The sequence below is a fragment of the Arthrobacter sp. efr-133-TYG-104 genome (assembly GCF_030208915.1).
Taxonomy (GTDB): domain Bacteria; phylum Actinomycetota; class Actinomycetes; order Actinomycetales; family Micrococcaceae; genus Arthrobacter.
In genome coordinates this window covers 108,560-130,317 of the sequence record NZ_JARVTA010000002.1, presented here as the reverse complement: position 1 = coordinate 130,317, position 21,758 = coordinate 108,560, and the positions used below count along the sequence as shown (strand labels likewise).

Annotated in this window: 21 protein-coding genes and 1 pseudogene; 8 read left to right on the top strand and 14 right to left on the bottom strand. The window is 61.4% G+C overall.

The annotated features are described in order from the left end of the window. Positions 1–29 precede the first annotated feature (29 nt). Genes QRN04_RS02820 through QRN04_RS02810 form a run of 3 tightly spaced genes read right to left on the bottom strand, consistent with a single transcriptional unit; the run spans position 30 to position 3,038 of the window. Positions 30–1,163 carry an FAD-dependent oxidoreductase gene (locus QRN04_RS02820; RefSeq protein ID WP_284974636.1) on the bottom strand — a complete coding sequence of 378 codons (1,134 nt, stop codon included), beginning with the start codon at positions 1,161–1,163 and terminating at the stop codon, positions 30–32. Beyond that, entirely contained in the window at positions 1,156–1,905 is a 750-nt protein-coding gene (locus tag QRN04_RS02815; protein ID WP_284974635.1) for a class I SAM-dependent methyltransferase, read from the bottom strand. Before QRN04_RS02815 ends, QRN04_RS02820 begins: the two co-directional genes overlap by 8 nt. Next, positions 1,902–3,038 (bottom strand): type III polyketide synthase, encoded by a 1,137-nt coding sequence (locus tag QRN04_RS02810; RefSeq protein ID WP_284974634.1) that lies wholly within the window; start codon positions 3,036–3,038, stop codon positions 1,902–1,904. Before QRN04_RS02810 ends, QRN04_RS02815 begins: the two co-directional genes overlap by 4 nt. A gap of 140 nt (positions 3,039–3,178) precedes the next feature. Between QRN04_RS02810 and QRN04_RS02805 the strand changes: the two genes are divergently transcribed. Continuing rightward, on the top strand, positions 3,179–5,572 hold the full coding sequence (locus tag QRN04_RS02805) for an ATP-binding cassette domain-containing protein (protein ID WP_284974633.1): 2,394 nt from the start codon (positions 3,179–3,181) through the stop codon (positions 5,570–5,572). A gap of 169 nt (positions 5,573–5,741) precedes the next feature. Here the strand turns inward: QRN04_RS02805 and QRN04_RS02800 are convergent, their stop codons facing one another. From QRN04_RS02800 to QRN04_RS02785, 4 genes are read right to left on the bottom strand one after another with little or no spacing between them, the layout of a single operon-like run. Further along, a complete protein-coding gene (locus QRN04_RS02800) occupies positions 5,742–6,218 on the bottom strand; it encodes a DUF6278 family protein (protein WP_284974632.1) in 477 nt (158 codons plus the stop codon). A 14-nt stretch (positions 6,219–6,232) separates the two neighbouring features. Continuing rightward, positions 6,233–7,720 (bottom strand): tyrosine-type recombinase/integrase, encoded by a 1,488-nt coding sequence (locus QRN04_RS02795; RefSeq protein ID WP_284974631.1) that lies wholly within the window; start codon positions 7,718–7,720, stop codon positions 6,233–6,235. Beyond that, positions 7,713–8,066: a helix-turn-helix domain-containing protein gene (locus QRN04_RS02790; RefSeq protein ID WP_144648897.1), complete on the bottom strand. Its 354-nt coding sequence runs from the start codon at positions 8,064–8,066 to the stop codon at positions 7,713–7,715. The genes QRN04_RS02795 and QRN04_RS02790 overlap by 8 nt, the downstream gene beginning before the upstream one ends. Continuing rightward, positions 8,059–9,192 (bottom strand): tyrosine-type recombinase/integrase, encoded by a 1,134-nt coding sequence (locus QRN04_RS02785; RefSeq protein WP_284974630.1) that lies wholly within the window; start codon positions 9,190–9,192, stop codon positions 8,059–8,061. The genes QRN04_RS02790 and QRN04_RS02785 overlap by 8 nt, the downstream gene beginning before the upstream one ends. A 465-nt stretch (positions 9,193–9,657) precedes the next feature. On the opposite strand from QRN04_RS02785, the gene QRN04_RS02780 reads away from it, so the two are divergent. From QRN04_RS02780 to QRN04_RS02770, 3 genes are all read left to right on the top strand, one after another. Beyond that, complete coding sequence (locus QRN04_RS02780; RefSeq protein WP_284974629.1) at positions 9,658–10,764, top strand: tyrosine-type recombinase/integrase; 1,107 nt, start codon at positions 9,658–9,660, stop codon at positions 10,762–10,764. Then, on the top strand, positions 10,764–11,105 hold the full coding sequence (locus QRN04_RS02775) for a helix-turn-helix domain-containing protein (protein ID WP_284974628.1): 342 nt from the start codon (positions 10,764–10,766) through the stop codon (positions 11,103–11,105). Before QRN04_RS02780 ends, QRN04_RS02775 begins: the two co-directional genes overlap by 1 nt. 301 nt (positions 11,106–11,406) lie before the next feature. Then, entirely contained in the window at positions 11,407–12,651 is a 1,245-nt protein-coding gene (locus tag QRN04_RS02770; RefSeq protein ID WP_284974627.1) for a hypothetical protein, read from the top strand. 168 nt (positions 12,652–12,819) lie between these two features. Here the strand turns inward: QRN04_RS02770 and QRN04_RS02765 are convergent. Then, a pseudogene (locus tag QRN04_RS02765) lies at positions 12,820–12,945 on the bottom strand (LysR family transcriptional regulator); the annotation flags it as partial. A 220-nt stretch (positions 12,946–13,165) separates the two neighbouring features. Here QRN04_RS02765 and QRN04_RS02760 point away from each other — a divergent pair. Further along, on the top strand, positions 13,166–13,357 hold the full coding sequence (locus QRN04_RS02760; RefSeq protein ID WP_284974626.1) for a hypothetical protein: 192 nt from the start codon (positions 13,166–13,168) through the stop codon (positions 13,355–13,357). A 241-nt stretch (positions 13,358–13,598) separates the two neighbouring features. Then, positions 13,599–13,793: a hypothetical protein gene (locus tag QRN04_RS02755; protein WP_284974625.1), complete on the top strand. Its 195-nt coding sequence runs from the start codon at positions 13,599–13,601 to the stop codon at positions 13,791–13,793. A gap of 51 nt (positions 13,794–13,844) precedes the next feature. On the opposite strand, the gene QRN04_RS02750 is transcribed toward QRN04_RS02755, so the two are convergent. Then, the gene (locus QRN04_RS02750) at positions 13,845–14,183 is read right to left on the bottom strand and encodes a DinB family protein (RefSeq protein ID WP_284974624.1); all 339 of its coding nucleotides are present in this window, start codon (positions 14,181–14,183) and stop codon (positions 13,845–13,847) included. Positions 14,184–14,226: 43 nt separating this feature from the next. Further along, positions 14,227–14,787: an aldo/keto reductase gene (locus QRN04_RS02745; RefSeq protein ID WP_284974623.1), complete on the bottom strand. Its 561-nt coding sequence runs from the start codon at positions 14,785–14,787 to the stop codon at positions 14,227–14,229. Positions 14,788–15,081: 294 nt separating this feature from the next. On the opposite strand from QRN04_RS02745, the gene QRN04_RS02740 reads away from it, so the two are divergent. Further along, positions 15,082–15,435, top strand: a complete 354-nt coding sequence (locus tag QRN04_RS02740; RefSeq protein ID WP_284974622.1) for a hypothetical protein — start codon at positions 15,082–15,084, stop codon at positions 15,433–15,435. Between the two features lie 495 nt (positions 15,436–15,930). Here the strand turns inward: QRN04_RS02740 and QRN04_RS02735 are convergent, their stop codons facing one another. From QRN04_RS02735 to QRN04_RS02725, 3 genes are all read right to left on the bottom strand, one after another. Further along, positions 15,931–16,938 (bottom strand): acetamidase/formamidase family protein, encoded by a 1,008-nt coding sequence (locus QRN04_RS02735; RefSeq protein WP_284974621.1) that lies wholly within the window; start codon positions 16,936–16,938, stop codon positions 15,931–15,933. 1 nt (position 16,939) lies between these two features. After that, a complete protein-coding gene (locus QRN04_RS02730) occupies positions 16,940–18,394 on the bottom strand; it encodes an APC family permease (protein WP_284974620.1) in 1,455 nt (484 codons plus the stop codon). Positions 18,395–18,490: 96 nt separating this feature from the next. After that, complete coding sequence (locus tag QRN04_RS02725; protein ID WP_284974619.1) at positions 18,491–19,567, bottom strand: substrate-binding domain-containing protein; 1,077 nt, start codon at positions 19,565–19,567, stop codon at positions 18,491–18,493. 52 nt (positions 19,568–19,619) lie between these two features. Between QRN04_RS02725 and QRN04_RS02720 the strand changes: the two genes are divergently transcribed. Continuing rightward, on the top strand, positions 19,620–20,102 hold the full coding sequence (locus tag QRN04_RS02720; protein ID WP_284974618.1) for a MarR family winged helix-turn-helix transcriptional regulator: 483 nt from the start codon (positions 19,620–19,622) through the stop codon (positions 20,100–20,102). 21 nt (positions 20,103–20,123) lie between these two features. On the opposite strand, the gene QRN04_RS02715 is transcribed toward QRN04_RS02720, so the two are convergent. Further along, entirely contained in the window at positions 20,124–21,725 is a 1,602-nt protein-coding gene (locus QRN04_RS02715; protein WP_284974617.1) for an arylsulfotransferase family protein, read from the bottom strand. Between the last annotated feature and the right edge of the window lie 33 nt (positions 21,726–21,758).

Sequence of the window (21,758 nt, the reverse complement as noted above, 5' to 3'; positions counted from 1 at the left end):
CGCCTTACGTATATACGACGACGGCGGGACTAACGCATGGTGAAACGCCGCTCCACCAAAGTCGCGACGGGCGGAACGGCGAGGGCGGCAGCAAACAGCGCGTTCCTGGCCGTCATGGCTTTAGCGGGCAACGGCCTGCCCAAAGCCATGTTGATTCCTGCCTGCCTCGACGCCCGCAATGCCGCACGACGTCGACGCTTCTCGAATTCATCCAGCCGGGCTTGGACGGTGTCTCCCGTGAGGAGAGTTCCCATGAGGGGTGCCAGTGCGGCTGCGTCCAACCATCCAAGATTCATTCCTTGACCACCGATTGGGCTGATCTCATGCGCGGCGTCGCCGAGCAGGACCATCCGGCCGTGCACCATCCTCTTGGCCAATCGAGCCTGCACATCAAAGGCACTGAGCATCGTATTGCTGGCCGGATCCACGTGCTCGCCTGTCCTGCCTGCTATCAAGTCCGCCAGCTGCGCCGCCGTCGAGCCCGGATCCGGCGCACCCAACCTCACCACCCAGCGGCGCACACCGTGGGGCAGCGGAAAGGACTCCACGATACCCGGTGGCTCAAGATACAACACAGCGGAGCTCCCGTGCCCCGTGTGGTCAGCGTAATCGCCCATGATGTAGCTGTCCGGATAGGTTCGCGCAGGCAGGTCCGGCAGCAACGATTGCCTCAGCCGGGAGTGCGCGCCGTCGGCAGCAATGACCACATGGGCCGAAAGGTCGAGCCCGCCCGATTCTGTCGCGGCGAGAACGCGAACCGGGCGGCCGTCGCCATCGTCGATCTCTTTCACGTCAACGCCGCGGATGATCGCCGACGGGTCCAGGCGCAGGACCGCACGCTCCAAGGCATCCTCCGTGACGGGCTGCGGCACGGCCAGGATGAACGGGAAGTTCGCGTCCCCTGAGAACGACAACCGGGCAACCTCGCGCCGTTGGCTATACGCGATTCCCTCGCGGATGCGGAGACCGGCGTCGATCAACTCGTCCGCGAGTCCAGCCCGGGCCAAGTGCACCAAAGCCGGCGGGTGAACGCCGATGGCTCGCGATCGGGTACTTCGCGTTCGCCGCCGTTCCAGGATTCGGACGTGGTGGCCACGCTGCAGCAGAAGGAGCCCCATAAAGAGGCCGACCGGTCCGGCGCCGACAATGACGACCTCAGGCATAGTCCTCCCCGCGTAGCATCCCTGGGGCATTGTCTTGGCTGGCACCTGGGCGAAAGGTCAACAGATGGTGCCACGGGCCGTTTCTTTCCACCCTCCACTGTGTCGGAACCACGGCCGCCAGTTCCGATGGTGTGTAGCTCCGCTTGATCGACACCAGCCCGTCACCACAAATGCAGGAACCAACTCCGAGGGGCCAAAATCCTGCCATAAAGAGAACATAGGAAGCATTGCTGCGCCGGAGGTCGTTATGCAGCACAAGGCTCCGCGAGAGTACTTCAGAGTCATGTAGGACTCCGGCCAGCTGCGGCGGATCGAGGTGGTGAAGGATGTGGTTGGAGATGACGACGTCGAAAGTTAGGTTTTCTGCGACGAGGTCGGAACTGTGCGCCTGGCGATATTCCACGCCTCGCATGGGCCGGGCCCGTGATGCGAAGGAAAAAGCCCGGGCATCCGGGTCGATCGCGGTGACCGTGAGGCTGTAACCGTCGCTGCTGGCCCAGCGCGCCAGGCTCCGCGCCACATCCCCGCTGCCGCAACCAATGTCGAGCAGGGACGCTTTGCCCTCCCGTTCGAGCAGCGGCTTGATACGGCGTCGATAGGTTCCATGCCATCCGGAAAGGAGGCGGTTCACCACCGGAAAGCGCACGTAGGTCTTCTCCAGCCGCTTGGGATCGCAATCGGGTCGATCCATGTCCTCGACGGCCACCTCATCACGCTGACGCAGCGGTCCCCAAGGGCTCACAGGCTGGGGGAAACCAGCGTGAAGAGGCCAGTCTCTACCGTCAAGCCGGGGCCGAACGCCATGGAGCAAATGCGTTCTTCCCTGTCCTCGGCAGGTTGACCCAGCATGTACTTCAAGACAAAGAGAACTGTCGCGCTGCTCATATTGCCGTACTCCCGCAACGTCTCCCGGGCGGGGACCAATTGCGCTTCAGTAAGCTCCAATTTGGACTCGACCTTGTCCAGGATGCTTCTTCCGCCAGGGTGAATAGCCCAGTGCTTGATATCGCGGTAGGGGAGCGCTGCCAGTTCGGGTTCCTTCGCAAGGAGCGGTTCCAAAGCCCCAGTGATGTGCTCTTCGATGATGTGCGGCACATAGGAGCCGAGCACCATTTCAAATCCCTCGTCACCGATGTTCCACGCCATGGCTTCTTCGCCTACCGGCGTCAGGACCGTTTCGAAGTGGTCCAAGCGGACCACCGGGTCCGGCCCCTGGGGTTCCCGGGCTGTCACGACGGCGGCCGCTGCACCATCGCCAAAAATAGCCGACCCCATGATGGTGTCCGGATCATTCGATGTCCTCACGTGCAAGGAGCAAAGCTCCACACAAATGACGAGGACCACCGCCTCCGGATCGGCCAGGCAGAACTGCTTGGCTGCTTTCAGTGCTGGAAACGCCGCATAACATCCCATGAATCCCAGGTGATAGCGCTGCACGGCCGGGTTGAGCCCCAAAGCACGGACCACCTTGTAATCCGGGCCAGGGTTGAAAAACCCGGTACAGGAGACCGTGATGACGTGGGTGATGTCATCAAGATCTATTCCCGATGCCTGGGCTACCGCAGACTTGCCCGCCTCTACGAAGAGCTTCGTGGCCTCCGTTGCGAATATTTCGTTGCGGACCTTTGTACTGGGACTAAGAACCCTGTTGGTTTCGGGGTCGAAGAACCGCGGATTTTCCGGATGCGCGTCCAAGCTCAACTCGGCAACTGCCGTGTAGCGCGTGTCAATGGCAGCGGAGTCAAAGCAGGTGGAGACCAGACGCGTTCCGAGCCGGGTCAAACCTGGCTGCGAGGCAAAAACCTCACGTGCTTGATGCTGAATCAGGATGGTAGGCGGAACTGCGGTTTCGAGGGACCTCATGTATACCGGCATGCTTCATTCTTAGTGAGTAAACCGTGGAAGACAATGGCAGAATCGAAGCAACTGATCGAGACTGGTCACGATGACCAGTAATGGCCTCGGTGATTGCTGCGGCCTGCCACCACGCGGGGCACCAGCCGGATGGAGAAACGATGACTATTGCTACGAGTCCGAACACCCGGCAACCTGCACAGCACGTCGCGGACACCCACGATTTGATCCGCGTCCAAGGCGCGCGGGAAAACAACCTGAAGGACATCAGCATTGAGATCCCCAAACGAAGGTTGACGGTTTTCACCGGAGTTTCGGGCTCGGGTAAGAGTTCATTGGTCTTTGCGACTATCGCCGCGGAGTCGCAGCGAATGATTAATGAGACCTACAGTTCATTCGTCCAGGGATTCATGCCTTCCTTGGCCCGCCCGGACGTTGATCTCCTGGAAGGGTTGACCACGGCGATCATCGTGGACCAGGAACGAATGGGTTCCAACCCCCGGTCCACGGTGGGCACGGCAACGGACGCCAACGCTATGTTGCGCATACTCTACAGCCGTTTGGCCCAGCCACATATCGGTTCGCCGAATGCCTATTCGTTCAATGTCCCCACGGTGAAGGCCAGCGGTGCCATTACGGTGGAGCGGGGCGAAGGAAAAACCAAAACCGAAAAGGCTTCTTTCAACCGGCTGGGTGGTATGTGCTCCCGCTGTGAAGGCATGGGCTCTGTCAACGACTTCGACCTCACAGCCCTTTATGACGACAGCAAATCCCTGAAAGAAGGTGCTCTCACCATTCCCGGATACTCCATGGATGGATGGTACGGGCGTATTTTCAGCGGGTCAGGGTATTTCGACATGGACAAGCCGTTGGCCAAGTTCAGCAAAAGGGAACTTCAGGACCTCCTTTACCGGGAGCCCACCAAAATCAAGGTGGAGGGAATCAACCTGACGTATGAGGGCCTGATCCCCAAGATTCAGAAATCGATGCTGTCCAAAGATGTTGATGCACTCCAGCCGCACATCCGGGCGTTCGTTGAGCGCGCCATCACCTTCACGACCTGCCCCGAATGCGAGGGAACCAGGCTCAGCCCTGAGGCGCGCTCGTCCAAAATCAAGGGGATCAGCATTGCGGACGCCTGCAAAATGCAAATCACCGACCTCGCTGCTTGGATCCGGCAGTTGGACGAACCGACCGTGGCGCCACTCCTGAAAGGCTTGCAGCATTTGCTGGATTCCTTTGCGGAGATCGGCCTCGGCTACCTGTCCTTGGACCGCCCAGCCGGTACTTTGTCCGGGGGAGAGGCCCAGAGGACCAAGATGATCCGGCACCTGGGTTCCTCACTGACCGATATCACGTACGTTTTCGACGAACCCACCATTGGGCTTCACCCGCACGACATTGAACGCATGAACCAGCTCTTGCTGCAGCTCCGGGACAAAGGCAACACCGTGCTGGTGGTGGAGCACAAACCCGAAGCCATTGCGATCGCGGACCACGTCGTCGATCTTGGTCCCGGCGCGGGAACAGCCGGCGGAACGGTCTGCTTCGAAGGCGGCGTTGAAGAACTACGGGGGAGTGACACCATCACCGGGCGGCATTTGGATGACCGTGCCGCCATCAAGGAAACTGTCCGTCCGACGTCGGGCTTCCTTGAAATCCGTGGAGCGTCAACAAACAACCTGAAAAATGTCGACGTCGACATTCCGTTGGGTGTCCTGTGTGTACTGACCGGTGTTGCGGGTTCTGGGAAGAGCTCCCTGATTCATGGTTCCGTGGCGCCGCGCGATGGCGTGGTGGTTATCGATCAAGGTGCGATCCGGGGCTCGCGGCGCAGCAACCCTGCAACGTACACGGGGCTGCTGGAGCCGATCCGCAAGGCCTTCGCCAAAGTCAATGGCGTGAAACCCGCACTGTTCAGCTCCAATTCGGAGGGCGCGTGCCCTACCTGCAATGGCGCTGGCGTCATTTACACCGATCTGGGCGTGATGGCTACGGTGGAGTCCACCTGCGAGGAATGCAACGGGAAACGGTTCCAGGCTTCGGTCCTTGAGTACCAACTGGGCGGCCGCAATATTGCAGAAGTGCTTGCAATGTCTGTCAACGAGGCGGAAGTGTTCTTCAATGAAGGTGAGGCGCGGACCCCGGCCGCCCACAAAATCCTCGACCGCCTCAGCGACGTTGGACTTGGGTACCTGACGCTGGGTCAGCCGCTGACAACGTTGTCCGGTGGTGAACGCCAGCGTTTGAAGCTTGCCACCCAGATGTCAGAAAAGGGTGATATCTACATCCTCGACGAACCGACCACCGGGCTGCATCTGGCAGATGTCCAGAACTTGCTCGGAATGCTGGATCGGTTGGTCGAGTCTGGGAAGTCGGTGATTGTCATCGAGCATCATCAGGCAGTCATGGCCCACGCTGACTGGATCATCGACCTCGGGCCCGGTGCCGGACACGACGGCGGCAAGATTGTCTTCGCCGGCACCCCTGCGGAACTTGTGGCTGACGGATCGACCCTGACAGGTAAGCACTTGGCGTTGTACGTGGGTGGTTAGGAAACGACGTGGATGGCATCCGCTTCCAGGAACCTCGGAAGACTGGCAGCGGGACGTGTTGAAGTGGGACGAGTTGTTGGTGCCCCTCGTTGGCTGCGGCGTTCTTATAGCTCCGTTCCAGAGGCGTGTTCTAGCAACCGTTGGGGCGATCCGGGCCTATACCGAAGTCTCAATGACTTTGAGGTGGCTCTCCCCGTACCAGGTCCAGCGCATGATCGTAGTTCATTGTCAGAGTTGGCAGGCCGAGATCCAGCCGTCTTTGCGCAACCTCGATCACCGAGACGCTCGTGCGTGTGGTTATGCTGACCTCCGGAAAATTCTCGTTGATTACTTTCCAGTGCGCACCAGAGATGGTGTGGGTCAGGACATCTCCATAAAACATGCCTATTGGCCTTACCAAGGCTGACAGAGGCGTCGTGTTTTCCGCGCTTTCAATCAGAGAATCAATTGTTGTGAGTCCCTGTCGCGAGCGAGGAAGAGACAGCCCCTTCCGCTGGCAGTACTCGAGCAGCTCATCGTAGCCTCCAACGTTCGTTGGGGGTGGTAGGGGCTTGCCGGGAGTCTCAGGTCGGTACTCGGCGTATCTTTTGGGCATCCCTGGGGGCAATGACTGCAGCGGTTCCTCGTTTTCGTCCGGGTCAGACATGCGGCCATGCTACTTCACGGTGCGGACCGAACTCCTGCCTCCGACTGATGCGTGGAGAGTGCGGACATGTATTCCATGTAGTTGGCCGATGATGCCAGGGCATGTCGATCGATGGTGGCTGGGGAGTAGCCGAGTGCTTCGGCGATGATGGCCACTGGAGCGAGTTTGGTGAGTTCGTGCAGTGTTCCGAGCCTGGCCGCCCGGCTGCTGAAAGCCTTACTCAATCGATGGGTGAGGGTTGAGGCTTGGATGTGCCGGCCAGGTGAGCCGCCGCGGAATACCCAGTTGCTGTTGGGGTGCGCTGCTGTCTGGTGATGGGTTGGCGTGGCTGCGAGTTCGCGCCAGGGTTCATCGAGCGGCGGTGTTAGTGCGATCTCGACGGCTCCGAAGGTGACCGTGACCAGATCCTCTGTCACGGTGACGTCGTCCCACGTCAGCTGGACGATATCGGAAACCTGCTGCCCGAAGACCAGGACGAGGATGGCTGCTGCGCGGTCCCTCGGGTTGATGTCGGTCGTGTGGCTTAGGTTGTGGACGAGCTCTGCTTGAGCGGCTGCATCGAGTCTTGGGCTGGTGCCGCGGCGGTGGGGCTGCAGCTTCAATGAGGGATCGATGAGGCTGGTTCTGGTTGCCCAGTCGAGGAAGCGTGAGGCGATGCCTCGCGTCGTGGGGCCTTCTGCTTGCCATCGGTCCAGGTGGGCTTGGGTCAGTTCTGCGAGTTCAGTGTCTCGTTCGGTGAGCCAGTTCAGAAGTTCGATAGCTACGGTGACTGACTGTTTGGCCCTCAGGAACGTGCCTTGGGTGACCTCGCCCATCTGGTTCATCCGGCGCTGGTGGTGCCAGCGGATGTAGCGCCGGATGATGTCCCGATTCTTCTGGCTAGTGACCCGCTCGAGTGCCTGCTCGGACCAGTCACTAAACCTTGCGCAGAGTTCATCGCGGCGCGGCAGCGCATTGTGTTCGACCAGCAGTCCTCGGACGTATTCGCGGGTGCGGGATGCCGGCAGTTCGTCGAGGCGTGCGTGTGTGATCACAGGCGCGGCCGCGAGCTGTTGGAGGAAGGCGGTGACGTGTGGTTGCTGGATCCAGGTCATGCCGCTGTTGGCCCGCTTCATGGACTTCAAGGCGGTGGCGACTGCCCGGAGCGCCGGGGAGGGTGGCTGGTTATCCGGTGGACTGAGGAGCCTGTCGACGGTAGCTGCGAGGATGCATGACCAGCATCGGTTCCCTGAGTGGAGTTCATCCTCCCTCCCGCATCCGATGCAGTCGATGTTGAGCTGGACTCCGGAGCAGCTCCGGCATGCCGGCAGCGTGTCGACGCGGCCGGGCAGGACGCCCTCGTGACCGCAGGCGCAGGTGCCTCGGGTTCTTTTGGCCTGCTGGTAGCAGTAGCCGCAGATTCCGCCGTCGGGCCAGCGGACCGCGATTTGGTGGTGTTCAGCGCAGCGTCCGCATGGTTCGGGCCATGTTGCGGGGTCGCTGGCTTTCCGGGGCCTAGGCATCTTCGTCCGGCGGCAGCACGCGGATCCGTCGTGCGATAGGTGCGCCGGGGGCGATTCCCAGGTCTTCCGGCTTCTTCGGTGCATTCGCTGTCTTGGCAGCGCGCATCTGCACGTAGGGTTCGAAGAGGTCGTTGGGCGTGCATTCGAGGATGTCGCAGAGCGCCGCGAAGGTCTGGGCGGGAATGCGTTCGGGTGTTCCGGTGACGAGCCGGTGGACCTGGGCGTTGGAGAGATTGATACCCCGGGATTTCAGCAGGGGGAGAAGCTCGGTGGTCTTCCAGAGGTTGCGTTGGGCCATCAGTTGCCGGAGGTTCCAGCGGTAGCCGATCCGTCGCTGTTCAGCCATGGCCGTTCCCCTCGTCAGTGCCGCCGCTGCGTAGCCGCTGGGCGATCATTTTCTGGATGGTCTTCTGTTTGAAGTCCGCCGACACGGAAGTATAAAGGGCCGTGGTGGAGGAGTAGCTGTGCCCGACCTGCTGCTGGATGAACAGCGGGTCGTAGCCGGCCTCGATCAAGTGCGTCACGTACGAATGCCGCAGCGTGTGCAGGGACAGTTCCTCCGGGAGGCCCGCGATTTTCCTCACGCGCTGAAAGGAGCGGTCGAAGTTGCGGTAAACCGTGGAGCCGGAGCGTTCCGAGGGCCACAGGCTGGCCGATCGGTCGGCGGTGGGGAAACGTTTGCGGCCGTCAGGGGAGAGCCAGTATTCAAGGAGCCCGACGACCCAATCGAATTCGGGGACAGTTAGAACGGTGCGGCGGCGGGGGCCTGAGCCCTTGGTTCCCTTGGCCCAGCGCACTTGGAGCGCCCCGAACCGGCCGAAAGACTCAACGTGCGGGTTGGGCCCGAAGTCGACGTATTCGAGCATGGCCAGTTCCCGCCGCCGGAGCCCGTAGGCGTAGGCGACTTTGAACGCCGTCGAGTCCCTTAGGGCTGGAAGCCATCGCTTGGATCCCTTGGCGAACTCGGTGTCGACCAGGTCGTCGGCGGCGTCGAAGAAGGTCTGCAGCTCAGCCCTGGTGAACGCCCGGCGGCGTGCCGGCATCGCATCATCCGTTGTGTGCCGGGGCGAGTTCCACTCGAAGACGACCTGCACCGGGATGTCCGAGAAAACCCGTTCGCAGAAGGCCGCCCAACCGTAACGTCCATCCGTCAGGTAGGAGCAGAACGCCCTGATGGCGCCGGAATTAGCCCTCAGGGTTGATAAAGCCAGACCTTTCTCGGAGCTGCGCCGGTCCGCCAGGAACTCATCCACGTGGTGCGCGGACCACGTCCACGGGTACTCATTCGCATGCTCCTGGAACCGCTGGACCGTCCCGCACGAGCTCTTGATATACGACGTCGACAACCCGCGCGCCAGCATCTGTGCCCGCCAGCCATCAAGCATCGCTTCAAAGACGCGATCCTCGGCACGCAGCAGCCCGACATTCACGTTGGTCAGAAAGGCCGGAATCCGCCCAGGTTCGATACTCACTGACCCAACTGTACGCAAGAATCTCTCATCTAATGAGAGATTACGCTGTTCATTCGCAGAATGACACGCAAGGCCCTATGGCTGTCACCGAACGCCGGAAAACCAGAACCAGCTCTGACGTGGGAAAACGCCGGAAGGCAGGTTGGGACGGGTTCTCTCATCTACTTCTACTCGTCCTGCTTTAACGCCGATAATCTACATTATGTAAAGTAGTAATGACTCTAAGTGCGAATCGTGCACATCGTGAGCTTTCGGGGAACGTATTGACGCTCTCGCCTAATCGGTACCTGACCTGCGGATTCATTTTGACGTTAGGGCGCCGGGAACAGCGACGGTGAGCGCCGCGGAGCGCCTGGATGGGCCTCAGTAAGCGGCCTATGAACAGCCTTTTTACCGGCAGTGATTGCGGTTCTCGCAATTTGCGTGCGAAGATCGCAAAGAGCTGCGATGAGGCAAGGACTGACCATGGCGCAGGATGATGAGAATGTTCTGTTTGTTCCGTTCGGCTGCGAAGCGTCGGATCCGGAGTCGTTCCTGACGCTTGTCCTGGATGGCTGGGAGCGCCAGCAGCGCGCGAAGGATTTCTCGCCGTCGACTATCCGCACCAGGCGGAACGTCGTGCTGAGCCTCGTGGACTTTTCCGGCCGGTATCCATGGCAGTGGACGTTGGGCGACGCGGACGATTTTTTCTCTCATGCGCGTGCTGTGCGAAATCTGTCCCATGGCACTGTCCGGTCCTATCAGGGTGCGGTGAAGTTGTTCTGCGACTATGCCTGCAGCCCGCACTATGACTGGTGTGAGCAAAGCGCGAAGCTCTTCGGCCAGGTCTTTGCCCAGGTGGTAACCGAGCTGAACCGGGTGACGCACGCGCAGCCCACGGAAGCCCGTCCGGCCAAGCGGCCATTTAGCCAGCGCGAGCTGCAGGAGCTGTTTGATTTGGCCGACCTTGAGGTCGTGCGGATCCTGGACTCCGGTCGCAAGGGTGCACTGGCTGCCTGGCGTGATGCGATTGCGTTCAAGACAGCTTACGGATGGGGATTGCGCTCGGACGAACTGCGCCACTTGCAGGTGGCGGACTTTTCGCGCAACGGCAAGGCGCCGTTTCTTGGAGACCATGGCGTACTCCGGGTGCGCTGGGGAAAGCCTCACCGCGGCTCCGCGAAGAAGGTCCGTTCCGTCCTGACGGTTTGGGAGTGGTCCGCGGAAATGGTTGCCGATTGGATCAGGAACGGACTCCCCCGCTATGGGCATCCCGTCACAGACCTCTTCCCAACCAGCGCGGGAAAAATTGTTGGCGAATCACACCTGATCGGCCGGCTCCATGACCTTGTAGACGAGTTGGGGTTCCCGCCGGGCCTGGACCTGCACTCTTTCCGCCGCTCGTATGCCACGCACCTGGTTACCGGTGAGGGGTTCGATGTGGCTTTCGTTCAGCTTCAGCTCGGCCACGAGCACGCGGCCACGACCTCGATCTACACCCTGCCCTCCCCCGACTATCAACGCCTCGCACTTGAGCGGGTGCATGAACGAATCATCAACGCGGCCCTGGAACTGCGCGAGAGGAAACACTGATGAGCAGACGAGAGATCGATTACAGCTGGCGGGTCCGCGAGATCATGGCACGCCGCGGGGTCCATACGGCCAAGGAACTCGCCGCCCTATTGCACGATCGCGGCATCACCTTGACCGCCAACGCCATTTGGCGGATCGTGACCCAGGAACCTGAACGGATCTCCTTTAAGGTCCTCGTTGCACTCTGCGATGCCCTGGACGTAACGCCGAATGACCTGATCACCTACACGGCCACCGACACCAAGACCATCCGGCACCACCGCAAAACAGCGAGTGGAGATGTCCCGGACATGCGCAACTACCGCCCCGTCCGCGCCCGGATCGTCGAGGACGATGACTAGCCCAGGGCGTCCAGCCACCGGCGGCAACGGCTCCGCACGCCCGCCAACACTCACCGATCTGCCCACCCCCAAAAAACGCGGCCGACCACGCTCAAGCGGAGACTACACCTGCGGTCGGTGCCACCAGCAAGTCGTCAAGATCCGGGTGCACTGGCCCGACGGCCCAGTCTGCGGAGCCTGCTTCACAGAGGCCACCCACCGCCGCGGGAAGTGCCCCAACTGCGGTGAGACCCGCATGCTCCCTGGCCGCTCGCCAGACCAAGAACCCATCTGCCGCGACTGCGCTGACATCACTACTGCCTTGACCTGCACACGATGCAAACGCGAATCCGAACGGTTCCGGGGCGGTCTCTGCATCCGCTGCACCCTCACAGACGACCTCACGGCAGTGCTCAAACCCGGTGATGATTTCCGTCTGCGCCGGCTGATCGGCCTCCTCACGGAAACCGGCAGGCCCGAGAGCATCTACACCTACATGCGCCGCGGCACCAAGGCCCGGGCACTACTCGAAGCAATCGGGGATCGAACACTCCCGCTCACTCACGAGGCCTTCGACGCGCTCCCCCGGTCCACGGCCGCCGAACACCTGCGCGCCCTGCTGGTCCACCACCGCATGATGCCAGGGCGCGGAAATGAAAATCTCACCCGCTTCGAACACTGGCTGGCCGCAAGGATCAGCAACCTCCCCAACGACGGCACGAGCCAACTGATCGAACGCTACGCGGCATGGCACCACCTCAAACGCATCCGGGACAAAGCCACAGACCCGGCCGTGAATCTTGAGACCGCTACCCACGCGGCCAAACAGGACATCACCGAAGCAGGCAAGCTCCTCATATGGCTCCGGCACTCCCACGGCATCGCAGCAGGCGAACTAAGACAAGCCCACATCGACGAATACCTCAGTACCGGGCCCAGCACCCGCAAGCACATCCGTAACTTTGTCCGGTGGCTCAACCGCGACAGCACACGACGAGGGCCCCTCGACGCGCCGTTCCGTCCCGCTCAATCCACGCCAATGATCACTCAGGCCGAACGTATTGAACTCGTGCGCAACTGCCTGGAACACGACCACGTCATCAGGTCCACACGCCTCGCCGGCCTGATCTTGCTGCTCTGGGCGCATCCCCTGAACAAGATCGTCATGCTCCGCAACGAACACATCAGCATCACTCCAGAGGGCATGCTTCTCAAGCTAGGGACCACACCAGCCACCATCCCCGCAGCAATAACCGAGATGTTCTGGAGCCAGCGTGAGGGATCTGAGAACCAGAACACGACGAACTTAAATACCTCGTGGCTTTTCCCCGGCACCCGCGCGGGCCAGCACCTTCACCCGGCGACCCTCTCCGAGCGGCTCAAAGTCCTAGGAATCGACGCACAACGGGCCCGAAACGCCACACTCCGCGACCTCAGCCAGGAAGTCGATGCCCGAACACTCATTGATCTACTGGACTACAGCCCCGCGGTCATCACACAGCACGCAGCCCGCGCAGCCACACGAATGTCCGACTACATCGTCTTCAAGAAGAATCAGCGTCCATAACGCCCGCGCATGGCGAGAAATCGGATAACGTACTTCGCCATCAAAGCCGTGATTATCGCATTCAACGCGCCATCACGCCTCCTCCACCAGCGACTGGCCGCCACGTAGTCAATCCTCATAGCGCCTTAGACTTGGCACAGTCGCACTCCCTGCGTTTGACCGGATCCCCACGCGCTGGAGCTCACGCACTTGCGCGGAGAGGGCGGAGGGAGAGTAACCCTTGGTTTCTGCGGTTGCGCCGACTGGGCCGTACCGAGGACAGACCCGAAGCCTTGCAAGCCGCGGATCGATCATGCACCCATTCTGCACTGTTATCTCTCAAATCTTGCGCTTTTACTGCAGACAATTTGTGACTAATCTCATGGCTACAACGTTTTCGACAACGCCGGTTGCACCGCCGTCCGGGCCCGGACAATAAACAGCTTGCTCACCCGATGCACCAAACCGCCTTGGAGGCGCGTGGCTTCGCGGCCCGTGCCGCCTGGACACAGCCGAACTATAGAAAGCTTTTACTATGACCCAGCTCAACGACCAAGTACATACTCTTCGAGTTAGCAGCAACGGGAAGGACTCGGTGGATATTCAACTGGACTCATCCAGTCCCGTGACCGTTCGGCTACAGCTGGATGGTCACTGCGGTTGCCAGCACGACGACGGAAACCGCCCTGGTTCCTACATTGACAGTGATCTTGGCGGCATCCGCTGACGGTGGCTGCGCCCAGTACCACTCCCCCAGGTTGACGGAATATCCATAATCAGCCTTCAAAGCAACGGGAGGAGAAGTAGCTGCACCAACTCCCGTCCGTCGACTACTACGACGTTTGCGCAGGTCAGGCCATATTCTGCTGTAGTCGCTTGTCTGTGGCCAGGGTCGAGTTTGCCCTCCGATCGCTTATGGCTGCAGCCCTCCTGCATCTTGTGCATGTTTCCGTGGTTTAGAGGTCATTGTGAGTGCTTCCGTCCCGGGTTTCGTCCCACGGATGCTGGTGGATCCGGACATTGGGCTGTTCCGGGCCGACGAACGGGATTTCACGGCCAAGATTTATGGCTACAAACTCGAGGGCGGACCCAGTACGATTCACTCCGGAATTTCGCGGGACGTCCCCAATTCGAACGGCAGGAAAGTTTCCCTTTGCGGATGAGTAGCTGACTTCGCCAGCAAATAGTTTGATGGTCGAGCTACGGGCAACACTTCACCAGGAGGGCAATGTCGGTAATGGTCCGCTCGAGTCGAGGTGATCGCCGTCTTGGGTGTTTCGGCCCGCCAGCCATTGGAGCAGGTTCTCCCTGTCGGACTCAACCCGCAGAGCATCGTCACCAATGACCCATTCATCGCGCTCCTCGGTGACCAGCGTCATGCCCGGCGCCCCTTTGGCACGCAACGCACGTACCACGGCCTCGACAGCGTTCAGCAGGGAATCGGGATCAGCCTCTTCGATGGTCCAGGCAGTCTCGAGGTCATGGTGATGCACCACCACCTCGGCAATCCGCAGCCCCACGATGGACGTGGCCGGCAGCTCCCGGCCACCCACCTTTACTTCCGGTGCTGCAAGTTCTCCCGTCAGCCGCTGGGCTTCACTGGCGAAGGCGGTCCCGCACTTCAGCCAGGAGTTCCTCCCGCGGCAGGGCAGCAAGGGCGGCGATAGCCTCGGTGCGCGCTTCAGGGGACGCGTACAGCCGGCGTTCCTCCCCGGAGGTCGCCCAGTCGATCAGCCCAACCAGGGCACGTCCGCTGGATGACACGTGCGCGATCACGTGGGCTACCAGATCGAGGTTTTGTTGCACCTGCTCCGGGGTGCGCATGCCCAAGACCACCCTTGTCACGGCAGGATGCTGGTACGGGAATGCGACGGCGGCGGCAGGCAGTGTGGCGCCGTGCGCCAAGCAGATGTCGGCTAGCTGGTTGGCCCGGTCCAACAGTTCCCGGGGCGCCGCCTTGTAGTTGTACGTGGCATCGGCCGCGGGCCTGTTCTTGGACAGCAGGCCGGAGTTGAAGACGCCCACATTCACCACGGCCACGTCGTGTTCCAGGCAAGCAGGAAGCAACTCAGTTGCCGCTCCCTGTTCCAAGAGGGTGTACCGGCCGGCCAGCATGATCACGTCAATGTCGGTCTCGTTGACGAATCGTTGAAGCATTTCGGCGCGGGGTGGAGTCGAAGCAGACCTGAAGGTCACCATTCGGTGCTGTGATTTCCGCCGAGACACTCCCGGGATCGCTTTTCACCGCAGCGGCACCGGGCGGTATGGACAGTACCGCCGTTCGGTCCGGAAGTTCCATCGTTTTCCATCCATCGGGTCCGAGGCCGGACTGAAACCATGCGAACTGCGTACCTCCGGATGAGCCACTCGCCGTCACCTGCTTCTGGTCCATGGCAGCGCAACCACTGATGAGCAGCACCACCGCGACTCCGACAAGGCCCACATGTCTCCTTGACCTCCCGACGCGGAGCGACGACGACCGGCGGGGCAGGTGCCGGAGGGGCGGGAGGTGCGACGACGGCTGGCGGGACCGTAGCTGGCGCGGCTGGTGCGGACGGGGCAACAGGCGGGGCAACAAGCGGCGACGTTGTCGGGTCCGGGCTGGCGGTCTGTGGCTTCGGGGACGGGGTCACTGTGGATGGGACTGTTGAGACCGTCGGCGGGGCCGGCGTGACGGCTTGTCCACCGAAGCATGCTCCCAGCAGCAGGGTAGAGCCCAGTGTTGCTACGGCAATCACCGGGCGGGAATTCGTCATTGTGAACTCCTTGGCCTTGGCCAGCCAGGAACGTCCGGCGGGTAACTAACAGACAGCTCGATGAGGCTGCTGGTTCAAGGCTCGCGAATGGACTTACCGAGGTGGCTTTGGCACAGACCTTATGGGTGAGCTTCAGGATGAGCAAATGCCGGGCTTCGCCTGCGGTGCGAAGTGTTGGGGGTCCACGATGCACTCCCCTGGGCGACGCCGACCATCGCGGCACCGCTCCGGCGGGACGACTTGGGACGCATTACGGAGGCGGCCTCCGCGGACCTTGTGATGCTCCACGGCAATCCCTTCGAGGAGCCATCCGTGCTTTGGGACGCGAACCGGCCCCGCACCGTCATCAAGGCTGGCCGCATTGTCTCTTCAGGCGGAGTGCCGGTTGCCCGGGGCTGGCGTTGGAGAGACCCCTGGCCCGAACCCATGCGGGTTCGCGACCGGCCCGCCTCTCCCCTAATTCAACGCAAATTTAGGGCAAACCCCTCGAACGTTTTGAGGCTGGCCCGGTTCTGCGGCGCCCTGAACCGGGCCAGCCTTCTTGCTAGCGTCCCTTGTACTCTTCGGCGGCAGTACGGAGCCTACGGTGGACTCCACCGTAGGCCTCAGCTGATTTCAGCGACCACTTCGGTAACTTCGCCAACATCGTGTAGTTCGGGTCGCAGACATTGGCAGCTGGAGCAAGACCGAGTTGGCTGACGAGCTGATAAGCATCGAGGGTGTCCATGCCGGTGAGGTCAGAGGTCCAGGACACAAGGTCGGCTTGACTGATCCGGAACGCGTCATCGAGGGGCCGAACTGAGCCGGTGCTCATGATGTAGTCGTCATTTTCGAGCCTTGGCCATGCCAAGGCTCCTCCCTTGACGACGTCTACGACGATTGCGGTGTTCATTGCCGATTCCAGCCCGGTCCCGCAGACCTCGCCTTCCCCTTGCCGCGCGTGACCGTCGCCGAGGGAGAGCATCGCCCCTGGTACGTTGACCGGGAGGTAAAGCGTTGTCCCTGCCCGCACTTCAGGGGTATCCATGTTGCCCCCGTGAGTTGACGGAGTCACCACCAGCCGGACCTCCCCACTGGCGGGGGCGACGCCGACAGTACCGTGCATCGGATCCAGGGGAAGCCTGAGTACGTAATCGGACCGACGGGCACGGAACGTAGCCGTCCACGACTCAAGATCGAGGTCATAGAACCAAACGCGTTCCTCGAGCGGTTCCGACAGCATCGCCGTCTCGCGGGTTGGGGTCAATGCCCCAAAGAGCGGGAAAGTGCTGGAGATTGCGTGGGCGCGGGCAGGTACGATCGACACGAAATGGACGGCCAACACGTCGCCGACCTCCGCTCCTTCGACGTGGATCGGACCCGAGACCGGATTAAGCTCAGCAAACGGGACCACGTTGCTCGGCAGATCTTCTGCGCTGGTGACCCGGCCTCCGTAGCAGTCCTCCGTGCTCAGTTCGACGACGTCGCCGGGCTTCACGCTGATGAGTGGTTCGACTCCCCCAAAGACGTAAGAGTACTGATCCGGGCGGGGCTTGAGAGAGTGGATTGCCATATCAGCCCACCTCATTGAGCTCGAGCGGGGAGGCCGCTCCGGAGGGATCCGTCATTCGTCCTGCCTTCTGCAGGATGATGGCCACGATGACACCAACAACGAGCCAAACCACACCGAGGATCTGCGCGGCGATGTTGGCGTTGATGATGACCGAGACCAGGATGGCGAAGCCGAGAACCGGAAGCACCAGGTGCACCATCCACCGACGCGACTTCTGGCGGACAACAAACCACCACACCACTGCGACGTTTAGCAAGGAGAACGCAGTCAATGCGCCGAAGTTGACCAGGGTGGAGATCTCAGTGAGGCCGTTGGGCTGGGTGACGAGGTAAAGGCCGAGTACGAGTGAGATACCGGCGACAAGGAATGTGGCGTTCACCGGTACACCGCGTTTGGGGTGCACTCGGCTCAGGAACTTCGGAAGCTGGCGGTCCCGTGCCATGGCGAACAGAAGCCGGGATGTCGCTGCCTGCGCGACCAAGGCATTAGCGAAACCCCACGCGACGGCGGTCGCCGCAGCCGTGAGGATAAAGAGGAAGGGGCCACCGGCGTTCTGGGCGGCAGCGTAGAAGGCCGTTCCGTCCGGATCGCCGTTGGCGATGAGGCTGGCCGGGTCGTGTACGAGCATGGATCCCACCCACGTCTGTACAACAAAGAGCACGCCGACCAGGAGCAGTGCGGCGATCATTGACCGACCCAATGATTTGGTGGTCCCCGAGTTTTCCTCGGCGAGGGTGGATATGCCATCAAAGCCGAGGAAGGACAGCACTGCGATCGAGACCGCTCCGAATATCAAGGACCAGTCGAACGTGTGGGAGTTGAAGAAAGCGTCGAAGCTGAAGGTGCCCTGACCGTTGGCGACAGCCGTAAATCCGATCACAAGGAACACCGCCAATACGAGCAGTTCCAACACGAGCATGACCTTGTTGACCCGGGCGGTGAACTCGATGCCAAGATAATTGACCACGGTGTTGAGCACGACGAATGCGATCAGCCAGATCCAAAGGGGCACAGCGGGGATCATCCCGTTCATGGCGATCGACGCCGCTAAATATAGGAGTGCAGGGATGAGTACGTAGTCCAGAAGGATCATCCAGCCGGCTACGAATCCCAGGATCCGTGTAATTCCGCGGCCCACATAGGTGTAGACGGAACCCGACATCGGGAAGGCTTGGACCATCTGCGCGTACGAGTTCGCCGTACACATCATGGCAAGCATCCCGACGATGTAGGCCATCGCGACCATGCCGCCGGAGGCCTGGAAGACGCTCCCGAAAATCGCAAACGGGGCGATCGGCACCATGAAGATCAACCCGTAGACCAGCAAGTCGGAGAACTTCAGACTGCGCTTAAGCTCCTGACGGTAACCGAAACCCTCGATCCCGTCGCCCCTCTCGCCCGCAATCTCAGGCGAAACAGCGCCGTCGTTTGTTGCGCTCGATCCCTTGATAGACATCAATTTTATCCAATGGTCAGCCGCAGACGGCATCGTCTGCGGGGGGGTGGAGAATTTATTTCCAGATGGAATGATTGCATACTACTGGGATGAGGCCTAGATCACAAACAGGTCGTTCCCCGCGGCCACGGCAATTTCCCAACCGGCGGTTGGACGAGCAAAGGCAGAGCCTGCGGACCCCGCCGTCGAAGTTAGACGCCGAGCGGCCCTACTAGGCGGCATCGACTCCAAGAGCCCGCTCCGCCACAATTCCACCAGCAGGACGACTCCGTCATAACAGCCTTGGGCATACGACGCCGGAAGGGGTGCGGATGTCCCAAAGCGATCCTTATACAGCTCAAGTAAGCCCTGATGCCGCTCATCACTCTGGCCAATGAATGAGGGCATCGCTGAGTACAGCGTGCCCGTTGAGTCCCCTCCGGCCGCCAAGAGGCTGTTTTCATCCAGCGTGGTGCACAGCCGGATGAAGCGCTGGTCAGCGCCGATCTCCGCTGTCGAACGGTGAAAGGTGATGCCGTCGCGGCCAACGAGCGAGATCAAGATTGCATCCGCGCCATTCTTCCGTGACTCATCCAAGAGCTGCTCCGCATCGACCGAGCCCACGGGAACGAGTCGGTCCATAACAACGTCCTGCCCTAGCCCTCGTAGAAGCTGGGCGGCGGCGCGGTGAACCTGTCGTGGCCAGATGTAATCGTTGCCGATCAAAGCCCACCGGCGCACCCGGCGGTGCGCGATAATCCATTCGAGGGGCCCCTGAAGCTGCAACCGCGGACCCGAACCGATAAAGATCGTACCCGCCCCTCCTGGTTCCCGCTCGTGTGGAGGCGTGAAGACGTAAGGCACCCGGTCACCAACCACCCGCGAAACAGCCGCACGGACATCCGAGGTGTGGGCCCCGACGAAGCCCTGGACAAGTCCGGCGCCGACAAGCTGACTTACGATACGTGCCGCCTCGGCGGGTCCCCGACCGGCGTCGATCACGACGAGCTCAGGTACAACGCCGGCCCGTTCAACCACGTGCTCGGCAGCAAGGACTGCGCAGTTCAGGATTGACGGACCCGAGATACCCATCACCCCCGACAGCGGAGCGAGCAGCCCAATACTCAGGGTTCCCGGAGTAGGGCCCCGCAGCAAGAGAGTGCTCGGAAGCACTAGGCTGGTGGCAGAGGTCACAACCCGATCTTGCCGCATCGGGGAGCCACAGAGCGATTCAGGAGGACGACTCATGTTCCCGGTTTGGGATAAAAACGGACCCGGCGTCCCGCTCGCCCAGGTTATCTCCGCCCTCTCGGCCATCGAAAAAGCGCTACTCGACGGTCTCGCACTAGCTCTTAGCGAGGAGGACGCCACCGTGGAACAGTGGCGGATACTCAGCTTGGTCTCGAAGTTTGATTCCCCGACGATGGGCGAACTTGCCGCCTCCTCGGGCATGGCCAACGCGTCCCTGAGCAGGGTGATCGACTCGTTGGAAGATGCCGCCTCTGTCTTCCGGATTCCCAGCCCCGAGGACCGCCGTCGAGTCACCGTCCAGATCTCCGACCACGGCAGCGCCAGACTCGACAGGATGGACAGCCTCGTCTCTGCATGGGACGCGGCGACTCGGGAGCGACTGGGTAGCGACACCGTCGACGCCCTGTCCCACGCCGTCCACTTGGCAGGCCTACGGGAAGCAGCCGGGCGCCCGGCTCCGGAAATCGTGGCCCATTAGGCGCAAACCCAGTAGCTGCGGTTATGCTGCGATCGTTACCGACGTCGACAACACAGCACCGTTCTTATCCAGTGCCTGCACCGACACATGCGCAGCTGCTGCGATCGCCGCTGAGGTCTCAAAGCCGCGTTTAGGGAACGTTCCAGCCTCGCGCAGCGCACTTGGACTGGTGCCGCTGAGGAATCGCCACTTGGCAACCTCCGTGGCGCCGTTCCAACTCGCGTAGACCTCCATCGTTGAGCCATTACCTGGGACCACAGCTACGTCGGGGAGCGCAGCAGGGTGTGCGCTCCACGCGCTTCGGTAAGCCCGGTAGGAACCGCTACCCACACGGGTGGCCTCATAAATGGCGGCGCCCTGAGCAGTGAATTCGGTGACGGCCGGGTCTGCGCCCCAACCGACCAGGACGTTTCCGTTAGGCAGGAACTGGAGACTACCCATGGCATTGCCTCGGTGGCCTGCGTTGATGAACTCTTGGTGGACCGCGGCCGTCCGGGCTTTCTCGTCAACGGCGAGCACCAGACCACGCGATGTCCCCGCCGTGCCGGAATAGTAGTGATTGTCGAACATGCTGATCAGTCCGTTCGGCCGCCGTCGTGCATCGTGCTGCCAAGCGAATGCTGCATTTGGCCCGAGCTTGAAGTCGCTTTGCTTGCCACCCAGCCGCCATCGGACGGTTCCGCTCATCCTGTCCACCAGGTACAAAGCGTGCGTGTGCCGGGATGAAATCAGCAGCGCGTCTCCGCTCTCCTCCACGGAATTCAAGTGGTACGGGTCGTAGGCTTTGTCCGGCGTCGAGCCGTCACTGCCGGCGTCGTCGGACGGACGCAGAAAGGAATCCGTCAAGGGAATGTGTTCCAAGGCGTCCCAGTCCAACAAGACAGCTCCGGTGCGGACATTCACCTCCTGCACATGGCAGTTGAACATATTGCCGGCGACCGGCCCACCTACCGCGGACAGGTCGTGCTGAACGGTGGGATAGGCGGTCAGCAACGCGGTTCCCGCCGTTGTCAGGGTGAACTCGTGGAGGTCTGCCTGCATCCCTTTGCCTGCCGTGACTTGGGCAATAATGCGATAGCTGCTGTCCATGATTACCCCCTTGCCCATCCCGTGGCCGCCGACGCCGGTTCCGGTCCAGTAGGTGAGCACAGGCTGGCCCTCGAAGGATTGCACGCGCAGATCCATCACACCGGCACCTGTCGGCTCCAGCCAGACAGGCTCGCCGACGTTGTTCATGATCATTCCGTTCGAACCGTGTCCCATGGGACCTGTAAACAACAGCCCGGGCGCCGAAGATCCCGTGGACCAACTGGCCACATGCGGGGCGGTGAGGTGCGTCGTCACGAATGTACGGTCAGGCGGCGCCACGGCCTGGGGCGACGGTGAAGATGAAGGGGAAGCGGTGGGAACAGATGGGGAGGCTGTGACCATCGTCGTCTGAGCAGCCAAGCCAGGGATAAGTCCGGTTTTGGATAGGCCGGTCGCGCCAAGCGCTCCAACACCTATCAGTCCGGCTCCGTGCAGGAGGCGACGCCGGCTCAGCGGCAGAGATACTCGCCCATGCTCACTGGCCGGAGCGAGCTCGCCGTCGTCGTGGGTTCCAGGGTCTCGTTCAACCTTCACCCACTCAGGCTAGGCGCGGATGCTATGCGGGCG